The organism is Cytobacillus sp. FSL W7-1323 (assembly GCF_038595015.1).
In the GTDB taxonomy this organism is placed as follows: Bacteria; Bacillota; Bacilli; order Bacillales; family Cytobacillaceae; genus Cytobacillus; species Cytobacillus kochii.
Genome location: NZ_CP151998.1, coordinates 704,194 through 720,052, shown reverse-complemented (window position 1 = coordinate 720,052; position 15,859 = coordinate 704,194). Strand labels below are relative to the sequence as shown.

General features: G+C 35.1%; 7 protein-coding genes and 1 pseudogene. 1 reads left to right on the top strand and 7 read right to left on the bottom strand.

Going from position 1 to position 15,859, the window contains the following annotated elements:
- Window positions 1–512: 512 nt before the first annotated feature.
- The 7 genes and pseudogenes from MKX67_RS03745 to MKX67_RS03715 all read right to left on the bottom strand — a co-directional run bounded on the left by MKX67_RS03745 (window position 513) and on the right by MKX67_RS03715 (window position 13,339).
- A complete protein-coding gene (locus MKX67_RS03745) occupies window positions 513–3,677 on the bottom strand; it encodes an HsdR family type I site-specific deoxyribonuclease (protein WP_342489250.1) in 3,165 nt (1,054 codons plus the stop codon).
- Between the two features lie 15 nt (window positions 3,678–3,692).
- Window positions 3,693–4,907, bottom strand: a complete 1,215-nt coding sequence (locus MKX67_RS03740; protein WP_342488868.1) for a restriction endonuclease subunit S — start codon at window positions 4,905–4,907, stop codon at window positions 3,693–3,695.
- Window positions 4,897–6,489 (bottom strand): type I restriction-modification system subunit M, encoded by a 1,593-nt coding sequence (locus tag MKX67_RS03735; RefSeq protein WP_328199732.1) that lies wholly within the window; start codon window positions 6,487–6,489, stop codon window positions 4,897–4,899. Before MKX67_RS03735 ends, MKX67_RS03740 begins: the two co-directional genes overlap by 11 nt.
- A gap of 1,218 nt (window positions 6,490–7,707) precedes the next feature.
- Window positions 7,708–8,970: pseudogene (gene ltrA / locus MKX67_RS03730) on the bottom strand (group II intron reverse transcriptase/maturase).
- 845 nt (window positions 8,971–9,815) lie between these two features.
- On the bottom strand, window positions 9,816–11,684 hold the full coding sequence (locus MKX67_RS03725; RefSeq protein ID WP_342488867.1) for a hypothetical protein: 1,869 nt from the start codon (window positions 11,682–11,684) through the stop codon (window positions 9,816–9,818).
- Complete coding sequence (locus MKX67_RS03720) at window positions 11,677–12,192, bottom strand: ABC-three component system middle component 2 (protein WP_342488866.1); 516 nt, start codon at window positions 12,190–12,192, stop codon at window positions 11,677–11,679. The genes MKX67_RS03725 and MKX67_RS03720 overlap by 8 nt, the downstream gene beginning before the upstream one ends.
- Window positions 12,182–13,339: an ABC-three component system protein gene (locus MKX67_RS03715; protein ID WP_342488865.1), complete on the bottom strand. Its 1,158-nt coding sequence runs from the start codon at window positions 13,337–13,339 to the stop codon at window positions 12,182–12,184. The genes MKX67_RS03720 and MKX67_RS03715 overlap by 11 nt, the downstream gene beginning before the upstream one ends.
- 627 nt (window positions 13,340–13,966) lie before the next feature.
- On the opposite strand from MKX67_RS03715, the gene MKX67_RS03710 reads away from it, so the two are divergent.
- Window positions 13,967–15,718 carry a retron Ec67 family RNA-directed DNA polymerase/endonuclease gene (locus MKX67_RS03710; protein ID WP_342488864.1) on the top strand — a complete coding sequence of 584 codons (1,752 nt, stop codon included), beginning with the start codon at window positions 13,967–13,969 and terminating at the stop codon, window positions 15,716–15,718.
- Window positions 15,719–15,859: the final 141 nt, after the last annotated feature.

Genomic DNA, 15,859 nt, shown 5'->3' with positions numbered 1-15,859 from the left:
AAGGTAAAAAGAATCATCCGGTTCAGAGAAGTACCTTCTGCTTACGTTTTAGTAGCATTCTACATGTGTAACTATAAAAAGAATAATCGCGGGTTAGTCCTTAAGTCACACAAAAATTCGAGGTAAGGTAAGTTGAGTACCATTTCAATGAATCCAACGTACTCACCATTATCAATTGAGTTTCACCTATAGTTCATGGGAGGGGAGTTTTAAAGCAACGGTTCGCTAGAATGCTGGCTCCTATGATAACGCTAATTTTACAAGATTTGCAGAATGGTTTTGTCTTAATAAAAGAAGGAGAAATCCCCTGTATGTCATAGGTATGCGATAGTATGCGATAGTAACCGGCAACTTCTCTCTAAAAATATTTACCGAGTAGAACTGCAGTAACTTGCTGAAATGATATTATGACAAAGACCTAAAAACAAAAAGACAGGAAGCCCATACCATAAAAGCTTCCCATCTCGATCAACTAAATTAAATTCCTAAATCTCTAGTTACATACATTTTCTTTATCTCAACTCTTCATCCAATGGCACTATGACCTCATCCAATGCTTTCCGCCATGCCCGCTTCATCTCCGGTCCATATTTTAACGGTTTTGCTTCCGGATGGATTGCTTTGTACTTATCAAATTGCTTGCTGTTAAGGATGCCGGCAATATTAGGAATCGGTTCGGTGCCGATGATGTATTGCATGGCTGATAGATGGAGTTCATTTTCGTCTACGAACCATGTTTGGGCAAATTCTTGAATACGTTCGTTCTTTGTTTGTGTAAAGAATTGACGTTTGACAGCTAGGATATCTTCGTTGGCATCAATTTCTTTCTGGTCTATGGCATTCAAGATGGCATTGTACACTGCTTTTACTGCTTCCGGTTTCTTTAATTTTTGTAACGCTTTTTCGATTTCTTGACGGATATCTTGGTTGTTGGCTGAGTAGTTGCCGAGTAATTGATCGATAAAAGCGGAATCAATATCATAGAGTTTGATTGTATTTTCTCCGTAAAATTCAATCTCTGAGAAATCAGGACTTGTTTCCTCATCATCCTCGTCTTTTTCATTGACGAGTGACCCTTTTATCGTATTGTATACACCGACTGTTTCCTCAATTAGCATAACCTGATCTCTGAGTGCCTGTGATTTCTCCATATCATCATTATAATTATCGTACGTGACAAGGGCTTCATAAGCATTGCTTAGCTCTTGAAAGGTTTTGACAAATTCAATACGTGTCTCTATTGACGATTGCTCATCAATATCCGTCGGGATGATTTCAAAAGACTTTAATTTCTTATGTGCTTTTTTAAATCGTCTTAATGAGTCATCATACGTTGGATAGACAAGATCTGTTTCTTCTTGTTTGTCAGAGTATAACTTCGTCGCATCCGCTACATTCTTCTCCATCGTCCACGGTTTTCTAAAAGTCATAATAAGCCCTTTTGTTTTCCCTGGATACGTACGGTTCGTTCGTGAAAAAGCTTGTATGAGATTGGCATAGCTTAAGTTTCGGTCTACAAAAAGTGTTAGAATGGTAGGCGCATCAAAGCCCGTTAAAAGGCGATCGACAACGATGACTAAGTCCAAGTGTTTTCCAAATTGTTTAAACTCCGCTTTTTTTCGTGCTAACCGATTATTAATATCGCCATTATATCTCTCTATATCTTGAATCGACCATGACGTATCATAATACGCATTGTACTCTTTGATGATTTGCTTCATTTCCTCTTGATTCTCATTGGCATTTTCTTCATTTTCCTGTAATGAGTAAGTAATGGCAATGCGAGGGAAATCAGCATCTTCTATCGTACGCCCTTTACGGATTGGGTGATCAGCAAACTCATCCGTTAACCAATTTGGGTTTTGTGTCATTTGCTTAATCGCATGATAATAGCGCTTTGCCATATCAATAGAACTGGTCGTTAAAATGGCAGACTTTTGTGGTCGGCCGTTTTGAAAATCAAACTTGGTATACGCATTATCTGGTCGAAAAATCTTATGGATGACTTTCTGGATATGGTCATCATTTTCATAGTTCGCTGGCGATAAGTAGGTCTCTTTTTCAATACCATCCATTTGATCAATGAGATCATTGACCTCATTATCAGTATAATCCGCGTATTTCTCATTTTGGCGCAGCTCATTGTAAATATGGTTGCTTAAAGAAACCGGAACTACGGTATCTTCATGTTCGACTTGAAATCCTAGGACAGCATGATCATCTAACGCATTTTTAATCGTATATGTATGTAAGACATCTCCATACTGGTCCCTTGTTGTCCGCGCTAATCTGCCTTTCGCCTGTTTCTTATTTTCATCAAATATCGGTGTGCCTGTAAACCCAAACCAAGTCGAATTAGGGAAAGACTTCTTAATTGATTCCATCCCTTCTGCACTTAATGCACGGTGACATTCATCGACAACAAAGACAATATGTTGTCCAACTAACTTATGAAATCGATTTTTCCCCTCTTTTTCTTCTTGTTTCTTGGCATACTCTATCGCTTTCTCTAATTTCTGACGGGTTGTAATAATGACCGTATTTGAATTTGCATCCGCTAGTAATGTTTGACTGAGCTCTTTTGAACTACCTGTTCCGACGATTAAACTATTTGATTTTGCCTTGCCTGATGAAATCCCGGTATTAAATTCAGAAGCAAACTTCGTGAACTCTGATGTCGTTTGGTTATCTAAATCTTTCCGGTCAATCAACATAATCGTCCGGTCTACTCCCGGTTTTCGGGCCAATAGCTTTGTTGAGACAAAGCTTGTTAACGTTTTCCCTGAACCTGTCGCATGCCATACATAACCAGATTGGTGCTTCATCGCTGAAGTAAATAATGCTTCAATCGCATGTATTTGATAGGGATGTAAGACCATCAACGCTTTGAAATCATTCTCCTCACTAACGATTGTATAATGAGCAATGAGACGATGGGCATCGGGAATGTTCAATACTTGTTTGACAAATTCATAGAGGTTATCTACTTTGCGATTGTCTTTTGTCCGCCAGCTAAAGACGAATTTCTTATGCATATCTTTTGGCATCGCATTGGCAAAATAACGCGTCGTCTGCTCATTAGAAATGACAAATAACTGAAGAGTCGAAAAAATATTGTTACGAAAAACGCCTTCTTCGGCGTATTTTTTCACTTGATTATATGCTTGAAACACACCATCTTTGGCGGTGACTTGTTTTAATTCGATTTGAACAATCGGTAAGCCATTAATCAACAAAGTCACATCAAAACGGCGATCACGACCATCTTCTTGGACTCTTTTCTTCGCAATTTGATGAACCACTTCGTATCTCGAAATTCCTCCACCAATATCTTGGTTAGAAAAAAGAACTAACGACAGCGACCCTAAAGAAATATCATCGCGCTCAATCGTTATACGCGCAATGCCATTCTCCCCTTTTAACCATCGTGCCGCATCAAAAGGAGTCCGCGTTCTCAGTAAAATTTCCGTCTTTACTTTATCAAACTCCTTATCAGAAATCGGGTGTTCCCCAATTTCTGATAAGTTATTCTGTGTAATGATATTACGTAAATTCTGCCATAAATCAGCTTCAGACTTTAAATCCGAACGATAATTCCACTGATTATGACCCTCTCCAAGCACCTCTATCAGCCGGCGCTCGACCTCTGCTTCATCTCGATGTGCCACTTTCACTATCATCTCACCACTTTCTTATATGAACATCTTTTGTAGGAATGCTTTTTTGGTTTGTTTTAGGGCGTCTAACTCTTTTTGTTGTAGAGCTATGGTTTCGTCTAGTTGTTTGAAAAAGTTGCCGATTTGGGTTTGTTCATCATTATCAGTAGGTACTTTAATTTCAATTTCTGATAAGTCATTTGAGTTGATTGCAGGATAACTTGTACCTGTACTTCTATCCAGAACAGTCTTAACAAATAACTCTTCTTGCACACGGCTAAGCAAGAAATAACTGTCAATAATAGGTCTCATTTGAGCGTAACCAGTTGAGAAAACATAATTATTATAAGGCAAATCATATAAATAGTTGTTCTTTTGATAAGGGCGGACTGTTTGATAAAAGACATCTCCACGTTGTGCTAACCTTTGTGCTCTAGATGGTGCAGATTCTTTAGATTCAGTACGATGAGCAATTAAATTAGTACCTACAACAGATTCTAAATCAACATATTCAAACTCGTCTGGCAAAATTGATTTAGGATTAAATTCTGCAATCTCACTTAACTTCCGCTCTTCCCACTCCCCACTAAACCCAGGAAAACGAATTTCCGGTACAGTCTCCCCTTCTTTTGGAAACATCTTTTGCAAAAATCCTTGTTTCGTTTGTTTTAAGGTGTCTAGTTCTTGCTGTTGAAGAGTGATTAGGTTATCTAATTGATTGAAAAACGAGGAAATTTTTCGTTGTTCATCAACTTCAACTGGAAAAACCACTGTACCAATCAATGCGTTATCATCGCTAACTTTCATATCGTTCTTAGCACCCTTATTTACTAAGGGCTTCAAATAACGATTTAATCGTTGGTCGTTTTCAAAATATCGTTCGACAAATTTGCTATCAACATTATCATTTGGTTTATAAACGGCATAAAGCGTTGAAACGATACCTGCTTGTCCCTTATTAGTTTTGATGATTCCAAACGGGTTAGATTTTAAAGGACTCTTTGTATATACCACGTCTCCCGTTTCAACTACCCCATAAGGTGCAACTGATACACCAGCAAATGAACGTCCTTGAAATTCAATCTGATTAACTATTCCAAAATCGCCAGAAACTGATAACACATCTTCTTTTCCAAACCGTTCATCTCTGTTCTTTACTTTTGAAGTTGTTAGGTACTCATTTAACCTTCGCTGTTCCCAATCCCCAATAAATCCTGGGAATCGAATTTCTGGTGTATTTTTATTTCCCACGACTAAACACCTCTAATGCACCTTTGATCCACTCTGCATCTTTCTCCTCGAACTGCATCGAAGAAATCATCTCATACAGGTTAGATTCAATTTCTCCTTTCTCTTTTTGAATCTCTTGAATGGATGCCCCAATCGCAACTATATCCACAGGTTCTTCTTCTTCAAATGTATCAACATACCTTGGGATGTTTAAGTTGAAGTCATTCTCTTTGATTTCGTCAAAACTTGCCATATGTGCATACTTTTCAACGTTTTCTCTTTTTTTGTATGTCTCAACGATCTTATCAATGTTTTCTTGGGATAGTTTATTTTGGTTCTTCCCTTTAATGAACTCTTTGCTTGCATCAATAAACAACACATCACGAGTGGTACGGTTTTTCTTTAAAATAATGACTGTTGTTGGGATGCTTGTCCCGAAGAATAAGTTTGCCGGCATGCCGATGACCGCATCAATGCTTCCATCCTCGAGTAACTTTTTACGAATTACACCTTCAGCTGCGCCGCGGAACAGGACACCATGCGGTAAGACAATCGCCATCGTGCCTGAATCTTTTAAGTGATATAAACCGTGTAAGAGAAAAGCAAAGTCTGCTTTTGATTTTGGTGCTAATTTTCCGTAGCGATTAAATCGGGAATCATCTAAGAACGTATCATCTGCAGACCATTTGGCTGAGTACGGCGGATTCATCGTCACTGAATCAAATGTATACGGCTCATCGGTTGGCCAGTCTTTATTTAATGTGTCTCCATTACGCAACCGCATATCTTCATCATTTACGCCATGCAAAATTAAGTTCATCTTTGCTAAATTAAAAGTCGTTGTGTTCAGTTCTTGTCCGTGATACTTCACGCTTTCTGGATGGTTAATAAAGTTACGGATATTCAACATTAATGAACCTGAACCCATTGTAGGGTCATACACACTAAATAGTTTCTTGTCTTCTTGACCAATGGCAGCAATCCGTGCCATCATCACGGATACTTCATGTGGCGTGTAGAACTCGCCAGCTTTTTTTCCAGCTTCTGAAGCGAATTGACTAATTAAATATTCATACGCATCACCAATGACATCACCACTATGCCCGACAACATCAATATCATTTAACTTTTTCAACACTTCCGTAATGGTGATATTTCTTTGTTGATCATCAGATCCCAGTTTTTTCGATTTCAAATCAACATCATCAAACAAGCCGTTGAACTGAACATATTTAGTAGATAAGTCAATAAACGCTTTATTTAAATCATTTAATTGAAAAATATTTTGTTTCGCTTGAGCCGTTAATTCATTGAACAAATACTGTGGTTCAATGTCATACCCTAATGTATCGACTAATGTTTCGACTAAGTCAGCTCTAATGTCTTCATCGGCTAGTAATCCTTTGTATAATTCGGATTGCTTTTCTTGTGTATCAAATTCCTCCGGAGACTCATCTGCTACTTCAACGACTTTTTCTAATAATCGATCAGATAAATATTTATAGAAAATCAGCCCTAATAAATAGTTTTTATACTCTGAGGCATCCATCTTGCTTCGTAAATTATCTGCAGCACTAAATAATTTTTGATGTAAAACTGCCATGTTTGTTCCTCGCTTTTATCATTAATTTTTTCTGTTCTGCTTTTTTGAGAGCGCTTAACATTCTCGGAAAATACTATTTTTAACCATAACTTTATCTAACTAGCCCTAGTAAGTATTAAGATTCATCTATATTCCTTCTTTTCATTTAATCCTTCCGAATCATTATTAAAATTATAACAATATACATTATACTATTGAATAGTCCCTTTCGCACAAGCATGTTAAAGTTATTATTCCATATTTATCAAGACCAAAGACCACCATTCTTAACTCATCTTAACAGGAATGAAAACATTGAAAACAAAATAAAAAACTTACTTCAATTAAATTAGCTTACACCACCGGTCCTGTATCCTCTAGTCAAAAAGTTACGCACATAAAGAAGGAGCACTTTACATCCAATATACATTTTATAAAAGAATTAACCTTTAATGCTATTCCACTTATGCTCAGTTAACTTCATCCCAAATAGAACCAATCTTACCATTTTACTAAGTAAAGCCAACGTTTTTTCAATTTTTTTCTTTCATCAATATTTTTGATTTAAGTCTTAAACGAATCTGTTATATAAACATATTGACAAGCTGGTGAACAAATGGTTTTGTTGAACATACTAAAAAGAAAGGATTGATTTTATGTTTAATATTTGTCGCTGTACGACTCAACTTTTAGAGGAAGAAGTGAGGGGTGATTACTATATCTGTTATCTTCGATGTAACAAATGTGGACACAAGACCACTTGCATTTATTATGGGGGGAAGCTTCTATTCCGATCAGACAAGAAAAAGGACTGGGCAATATTCAACAAGGATATTTCCTACCTAGTAGAAGAAAATCCAGATTAAAAAATGAGCTGACCAAGATTGAGAATAAAGCAAATAAATTAAGAAAGAAGGATTACCTTGATATGTATGCAGAGGAAATAATATCTCGGGAAGAGCTTGTGGAATACCGTAGTATCAAGAAAAGCTATAAGAGCGCGAAAGTGAGAACTATGAGAGTGATTTAGGAAACATAAAGAAGTAACAATACTAGACACTTTAACTCATCAAGGCTTGTACTCACTGGTGAATAAAGGTACCGGTAGCACTGAAGTAACCCAAGGATTCATTGCAACATCGTAAATCCTTTCGACGAACAATCGAGTAGGAGGGGGTGATTAACCCCCGACCTCTCACACCACCGTACGTACCGTTCGGTATACGGCGGTTCGAAAGTTTATGTAATAATGTTTGTTAATTGTTTTAATCCTTGTTGAAGCCAATATCTATTGTTCATGGCTTGGTCCAAGGGAGGACTCTTGGAATTTCTCCAGTATCCCTTACGGGAGTTTGCATATTGCCACGCCTTACCTTTCTTGATTCCCAATCTCGTCAGGTTCCTAAATTTGGTCCTGACTTTCTTCCACTCTTTCCAATCGCAGGCACGTAGCCTTCTCCTGATATGCCCGTCTATCTTTCCAGCATATTTCTTGATGTCAGCTATTTTGAAGTAGTTGCGCCACCCTTGGATAAATTGATTGATTTTAAGAATTCAGTATTCCATGGCTATTCCCCAGTTGCGGTTCGTTAACTTTTTAAGCTTTTCCTCGAGTCTCTTTTTCGATTTCTTTGGCACGTATACTCGGGTGTTGTTGCTCGAAGAGTAAAAACTCATCCCTAAGAATATACGTGCCACTGGCTTTTCCACTGCCCTTTTCCCCTCATTCACCTTCAGTTTTAATTTCTTCTCAATAAAGTCTGTAATACCTTGTTTCACTCGTTCTCCCGCTTTATGGCTCTTGACGTATATGTTGCAATCATCCGCATAGCGAACAAACTTATGTCCACGCTTCTCCAGTTCTTTATCAAGCTCATTTAACATAATGTTACTAAGAAGAGGGCTTAATGGTCCTCCTTGTGGAGTCCCTTCTCTATTTACTGTAACTAGCCCATTCTCCATAATACCTGCTTGTAAGTATCGTCGGATTAGCTTTAAGGTCGGTTTATCCTCAATTGTTTTTGAAATTAGGGACATGAGTTTATCATGGTGAACTTTATCAAAGAATTTCTCAAGGCCAATGTCCACAACGAATTGATATCCATCTTCGATGTATGTCCTTGCCTGCTCAATAGCTTGATGTGCACTTTTGTTCGGTCTGAAACCATAGCTGTTCGGATCGAATATTCTATCAAAAATGGGTGTCAAGACTTGGACCATGGCTTGTTGGATGACTCGATCCGCTACTGTGGGAATTCCTAGTTTTCTTTTCCCTCCATCTGTTTTAGGGATTTCGACTCTTCGTACTGGTTGGGGCTTGTACTTTCCGTCCTGTATAAGCCTTATAATTTCTTGTCCCTGTTCTTTAAGGTGAAGACGGGTCGCTTCTATATCTTTCGCATCGACTCCTGCTGCCCCTTTATTCCTTTTCACCTTCACAAAAGCTAGGTTTAGATTATCTGGGCTTATAATTTTTCGAATTAAATTATCATTAGTTTCCATATTGGTCCCATGTCGTCAAGTTTGTACAAAGGTAACTCTACATTTCAAAAGAATCTCCTGGATTCCGTCCAAGACTCCCTTGAAACCCATTCGGTTTCTGTTTCATCGTCCCTTTGTAAATAGCTCTAACATGTTCTCTCCTTTCGTTCAGTCCTTCTCAACCGTTAGGTTGGTACTATGACTTCTGCTGACTTCTCTTAATTCAGTTATTTATCGCTAAATAGATTCCTATTAAGGGGATTAAGAGATCTCCCAGGGTAAGTTCATTCACTTTCTCCTCATATATCTGCCACATTTATTCCCATCCCATCCGGGGATATTTTGGACATTGTTTTGTTTTGCAAACTCATCCAGGAATGGAAACCTCAAATGTGATTCGTGTACCTCAGACCAAGGATTTGCCTAGGGCTTCCTTCAGATTCCACGACGCCATGGACACCCTTGCCTTCAGCTAATGGTTCGCATATCCCAACGCCCATAGCGGACTTTCACCGCCAAGTTAATGAACATGCCTGGCACACAAAATAAGCAACCACCACAAGGGTTAGTTGCCTTCTTTCAAAACAAGCTGCGCCACACATTCGACGTGTGTTGAGTGCTGCCAGTAGAAAATAAATAAGAGTAATGGAATTCACCTAAATCATTTGATATGCAATATTTCTCATACAAAGATAAATAAATACATATAGATTCTAAATTTACAATTTTATAGTAAAAAATAAATAAAGAATTAGTACCACCGGAGGTGTTTATTTTCAGTTCAAATATAGAAAGTTTCCTAAACCACAATTAAGATAGTGACAGCATTCTTGTAGGAACAAAGGAGCGGTATGTTCTAAAGCTCCTTATTTCTTATTTTCTAGATTATTATTTGGGAAAAATCCGTACCTACCATGGTTCTCATCTCTAGTAAATTCCTCAAAATTAGTTTTTTTCTTCAATTCATCACTAGGCTCTTTATTATCAAGAATAATAATCTGCATATTACCGCCTAGTGATGCAACGTTTTCAAAAAATGCTGCCTGAATATCTTCAGTTATTTCTTCATTTGACTTCTTACTCTTATATGTAGTTAAAGGTGAATCTAGAACAACGAATCCTGGATGAGGAATTCTCTTATCTCTACAATATTTCATTAAGGATATGGCAAACCCACTATATATAATTGCCCTATATCCCTTTCCATAATCCTTAGTAGACTTTGAATTAATATAGAATTCTCCATTTTCAAAGTGAACTCTTGGCGTCTTGGAGAACTTCCAATTTTTTAAAGTTTTAGAGAAATATTCACAAAAATTATTGATAGAATTTGCTATGTTTTCATCATTTCCCTTATCCTTACTTATTGTTTTTGTTTTATGATTACTTAATTGATTACTAATTGAATCTCTTTCAATATTTAGATCCTTTATCTTATTATTTATTGCATTATGTTTTATATATAATTCTTTCTCATTAATATAAGAGTCAAGTATTTTTTTTATTTCGTATTGCTTTGGCTGCAAGATTGTCTCTATCTTGTCGTTTATTTCATTGTATTCTTCTTGATTCTTTTCTATATTGCGGTGTAATTTACTATAATCAGCCTCAGAATGCTCAATAGTTGATTCCAAGTCATATAATTTCCTTTTTATTTTACCTATTTCAACTTCAATTGAAATGGCCAAATTATCAAGATTTTGGTTTAATTCACAACTATGTCCTGAGCTCTCATCATTTAATGGTTGGTTACAATAAGGACATAAAGCAGTATTTAATTGGGAGAAGTAATGATTACCCTCGAGAACAAAGCTCAACCTTTTTAAATCAGTGTCATAATATTCCTTTAGTAATTTAAACCTTTTAATCAGTTCCTTGTCAGCAATACTTTTCGACTTATCTTCTTCCAACCTATTCCACAATATTCTCCTACTTTTAGTTTGGTTTTCAATTTCGTCATTTAAGTATTCAAACTCCAGTTGAATCTCATTCATTGTATCTGCTAATTGTTTTTGCGAAAATAGTTCTTCAAAATTAATGCCCTCAAGCTTCATTTCTTCTTTTAGAATTAATTTATCTAGTAACTCTTTCTGTCCTTCTAACTTAGTTGCTGAAACCTCGTTTTGACTATGATTATTTGTACTTTCATGATCAATGCCTGATACAATATATTGAAAGATTGACTTTTCTACTGTAGATTTCGTATACTGACCCGATAAGATTGGTGAATGCGCCTTAATAACTTTGTCTTCGCTTATGGCAACGTATAATGGCATATCTCTAAAACTTAGGGTACGTGTTTCCCCTTTTTTGTTTTTGATTACATAAGCAGGGTGTTTATATCCCGATTTTTTCAAATAAAAAACTGAGATATTATTCTCTCTTTCCTTATCATGCTTTAATTTGAGTGTATCAGCTTTTTGTTTCCCTATTAGTTCAAAACTTGCATCATAAACTTCAACATCTTCTTTGCCAAAACACCGTCTTATAGTGTACTTGCCACCATCGTATGGCTCTATCTCCATTAGTACAGCATTATATCCTTTTGCTTCTACTATTTTCTTAGGTTCTTTGGATGAACCTAACATATAATTTATAGATTCAAAAATGTAGGATTTACCTGTATCAGATGGGCCAGATATAATGTTCAATCCTTTTTCAAGATTTATAGTTGCCTCCTCAACGTTGTCACCAACAACAGAAATCCTTTTAATATAGAATCCATTATCACTCACTGGACCACCCCCTAATTAAAGATTCTTTTGTGAATTCACTACCCCATTTGGTCAATCTATCATTAACATAGGAATCAAGATCACCATCGGAATAACTATTAAACTTTCTTATTACTAATTTAGTATTCTTACTAATCTCTGTATAATATAGCGAATCAAAGTAATTTAGAAAAGCTGGAGTTAATTCATTCGCTTTATAATAAATACCTTCTTCTGTATATCTAGTATCGAGTAGTTCCCTAGAATACATTAAATTTATACCATCCTGAATAACCTTTCTTTTAATAATTATTTCTCCCGATCTATGTGGAGTGGGTGGATGTAAACTTTCAATTCTTACATCAAAATCGTTACCATGAAGCACAAAATAATCATAGATTATCAACCTATTTATATCTATCGCCTCATGTTTTAATTCATTTAGTATTGTAAGTACCCTTAACCCTACTTCCAGTGGTGTATTATACACATTTAAATCTCTTGTTGAATAGAACTCTTCACTGTTCATCATTCATCACCCACGTCACTTCCTCCTCATCGGGATTTTTCCTTATTTCATTAGCTAGATGATGACATATACCCATTTTATCTTTAACATCCACAAATTCTATCAAAAGATTACTAGAGCCTAGAACTAAGGAAGAAGCTTTATTAGTTGTAGCTTTTATCCTTTCAAATCCATCATTATACTCATTATAAATTGTGTCAATTACGCCATGGTAAACTTCATCTTTTAGTTCTTCAAAAGCATTTAATCCTTCAGGCATTAAGTCTCTTTCGAAAATTCTTAATGACTCAGCTTGATAAAAGTATGTTCTTTGACGTTGAAAATGTTGAAATAGAAATTTGAACTTTTTCAACTGAGAAAATCCTAAAATTTCTTCATTCTTATGTTCAGAATAAGCCTCGTAAAGTTTTTTAATATAAAGTTGCTCACCATCTTTTATTTCTACAGGTTTACTTAAACGTTCAGGCTTTCTCGTTAATCCTCCCCCAAATCTGAATGGAAAATAGATTGTTTGTTGATGTTGATTTATTAATTCTCCTGGATTTATTGAGTCAAATATAGAAAAATCGAACAGTTCTACATACGATTTAAATTCACCTGTCAACTTTATTTCATCTTTTGAAATTTTTTTGAGACAATGCTTATCCCAATTTTCTATTAGACCCTTTTTTAAATCCTCTGGTTTCATTAATAAGTCCGAGAGTTTAGTGCCAACTCCGTGTGGCGATACAAAATAATAGTTCTGCGGAACACTATAATCACCTTTATATGTATAATAACAAATCTTACCAAATTCAACCCAGACATCAGATGGCGCTAGGGTATCTTTATAATGCTTACATTGATAGTTATCCCAAACTTCTTTCCCATCCTTGGAATATTCCCTATATGCGACGACGTCTCTTCCTTTATCACCTGAACCAGCCAGTCTAATAACTTTGTTTATTTTTTGTACCTTTTCATACTTCTGCATTAGGTACCCATATATCCACTCTTCGACTAATTCTTCAAATTCATCTTCAGATATTACTTTAAGTCTATCAATCGGCGGCACATAATTACCCATTAATAGTTGTTTGTTAGATATATTTTTATTGTACTTGGGTTCTTCTATCTCAAATAAATCACTACTAACAGAATTGGACATTTATTACACCTTCTGAATAGTTTTACTTTAATTATAACAGAAATTTTCTGGTTCCAATGGAATTATATGGAGATAAAGATGATTGATTAAAATGTATTAATAGTTTTCAAGAATATAATAAGTAATTATTACGTTCTCTAATTTTTTTCTCCCTTTAAAAACGCTTAGATAAAATAATAGATGGAGGTCACAGCTGCGTTTTTCTTATATTAGCCCCCCATCTACAATATGTTCATTTCGAAGATAAAAGGTTAATTATTGTTTATAAGATCTGTAATCTTATTCACATATATATCCTTGCATCTAGTTGTCTTTTTATCTATTGAACAATAATAGGGGTGCGGTAAGCGTTTAGCTAATTGATATTGTAACCTTACACAAATTACAATAGGAATGTTATTTGATAGAAGATTCTTGTTGTAGCGTATTCAATTTAGTAAGAAGATAGTGTATAATTTTGTATGCGTGTGGCTAGATTTTTTGCTTGTGTTTCGCAAGTGTTGACGAAAATGGAAGGGGCATTCGCTTCTCCGATACTCACTATTAGCATTGAAGGAATATATTTGCCGATGTTAATTGTTACTGCCTAATGAGTAGCCACACGTCATTTATAGAAGGAGTTTTAAAATGGAATTTAATGATATAAAAACACGAAATGAACTCGCTAATTTTCTGAACATTCCCAAAAAACAACTCAGTTATATATTGTACATAAAAGGCATTAATAACTATTATACTTCGTTTGAAATACCTAAGAAAAACGGGGGAAGCCGAAAGATTAATGCTCCGAATGATGAGATTAAAGACATTCAAAGAAAACTTGTATTTGCTCTGAATCAGCACAATAGGAAGAACCAGAGGAAACTAAACAAAATCTCTCATGCTTTTGAAGAAAATAAGAGCATTATAACTAACGCAAAAGTTCATCGAAATAAAAGGTTTGTATTAAATATTGATTTAGAAAACTACTTTGAAAGTTTTCATTTTGGCCGTGTGAGAGGTTTTTTTTCAAAAAATAAAAATTTCTTACTTCCTATTGAAGTAGCTACTATCATCGCACAAATATCTTGTTATGAGGGAAAACTGCCCCAAGGATCACCAAGTTCACCAATCATCTCAAACTTAATCAGTGAGATACTTGATAATAGAATATTGAGTATTGCCAAGAAATATAAGGTATATTATACACGTTACGCAGATGACTTAACTTTTTCAACTAACGATAAGAACTTCTTAAATCTACAAACAGAATTCTATGAAGAAATATCGAAAGAGATAACAAAAGCTGGATTTAGTATAAATGAGAAAAAAAGAAGACTACAGTTTAAGGATTCTAGACAAGTGGTGACTGGACTTGTGGTTAATAAGAAAATAAATGTAAATAGAACCTACTATAAAGATACCAGGTCAATGGCTCATCAACTTTATAAACATGGAAAATTTGAAATTAATGGTGAACCCGGCAGCCTCAATCAATTAGAAGGTAGATTTGCGTTTATAAATCAACTAACTTGGTATAATAATAAACTAGATGGAGAGAAACATAATTTTCATTATTTAAGTTCGAGGGAAAAGCAATATCAAAAGTTCCTCTTTTATAAATACTTTTTCGCTAATCCCAGACCATTAATTGTAACAGAAGGTAAAACTGATATTACGTATATAAAATCAGCATTAAAAAATCTTTATCTCGATTATCCTAATTTAATCACTAAGAATAGTAATGGTATATTTGAGTTTAAAATATCGTTTCTAAAAAAAACAAAGAGATTAGCATACTTCCTTAAGATTAACCAAGATGGCGGCAGCGCATTAAATCATATTTATAATTTTTACGACATAAAGAAAAATTCTGCTCCTAATTATATGCATCTTTTAAAAGCCATAAGCAATACTTCTCCAAGTAATCCTGTCATTCTAATGTTCGACAATGAGATTAAAAGCGAGGGTAAAAAACCTATAGGTAACTTTCTTAATCATACAAAGCTTGAAACAAAAAAGAAATCCAAGTTAAGCAATGATTATTTAGTTAATATCGTAGATAATCTATATCTCCTAACCGTACCTCTAGTTGATGGAAAAGCCGAATGTGATATAGAAGACTTATTTGATGATGATGTTCTTGCACAAATAATCGAAGGAAAAACATTCACAAAAAAAGATGATTATGATCACTCAAAATATTATGGCAAAGAAATTTTCTCAAGGCATATTGAAGCTGAATATACCAATATTAACTTTGATAGATTCAGACCAGTTTTTGATAATATGAACACTATAATCGAAACATACAAAAAAGAGTGTGTAAAAATAGCACCTAATTTAGATCCAATGCACTCTGTTAATAGCAATTTGGATCAAGTTCCTTTAGAAGTATGAATATATTGCTAATAAAAAATAGGCTTCACTATAGTGAAGCCTATTCTAACCATACGGATTTCTTCGTTTCGAGATTATTATTTGTTTCAGGGAGACGAAACTTTCAAGAAGTCCAAAGTATCAAATGGTTTCATCTTGTTA

What these genes read in the sequence shown, in the direction of transcription:
- MKX67_RS03720 (WP_342488866.1), bottom strand. Translation starts at nt 12,192, where the DNA reads ATGAACAGTGAAGAGTTCTATTCAACAAGAGATTTAAATGTGTATAAT.
- MKX67_RS03735 (WP_328199732.1), bottom strand. Translation starts at nt 6,489, where the DNA reads ATGGCAGTTTTACATCAAAAATTATTTAGTGCTGCAGATAATTTACGA.
- MKX67_RS03710 (WP_342488864.1), top strand. Translation starts at nt 13,967, where the DNA reads ATGGAATTTAATGATATAAAAACACGAAATGAACTCGCTAATTTTCTG.
- MKX67_RS03715 (WP_342488865.1), bottom strand. Translation starts at nt 13,339, where the DNA reads ATGTCCAATTCTGTTAGTAGTGATTTATTTGAGATAGAAGAACCCAAG.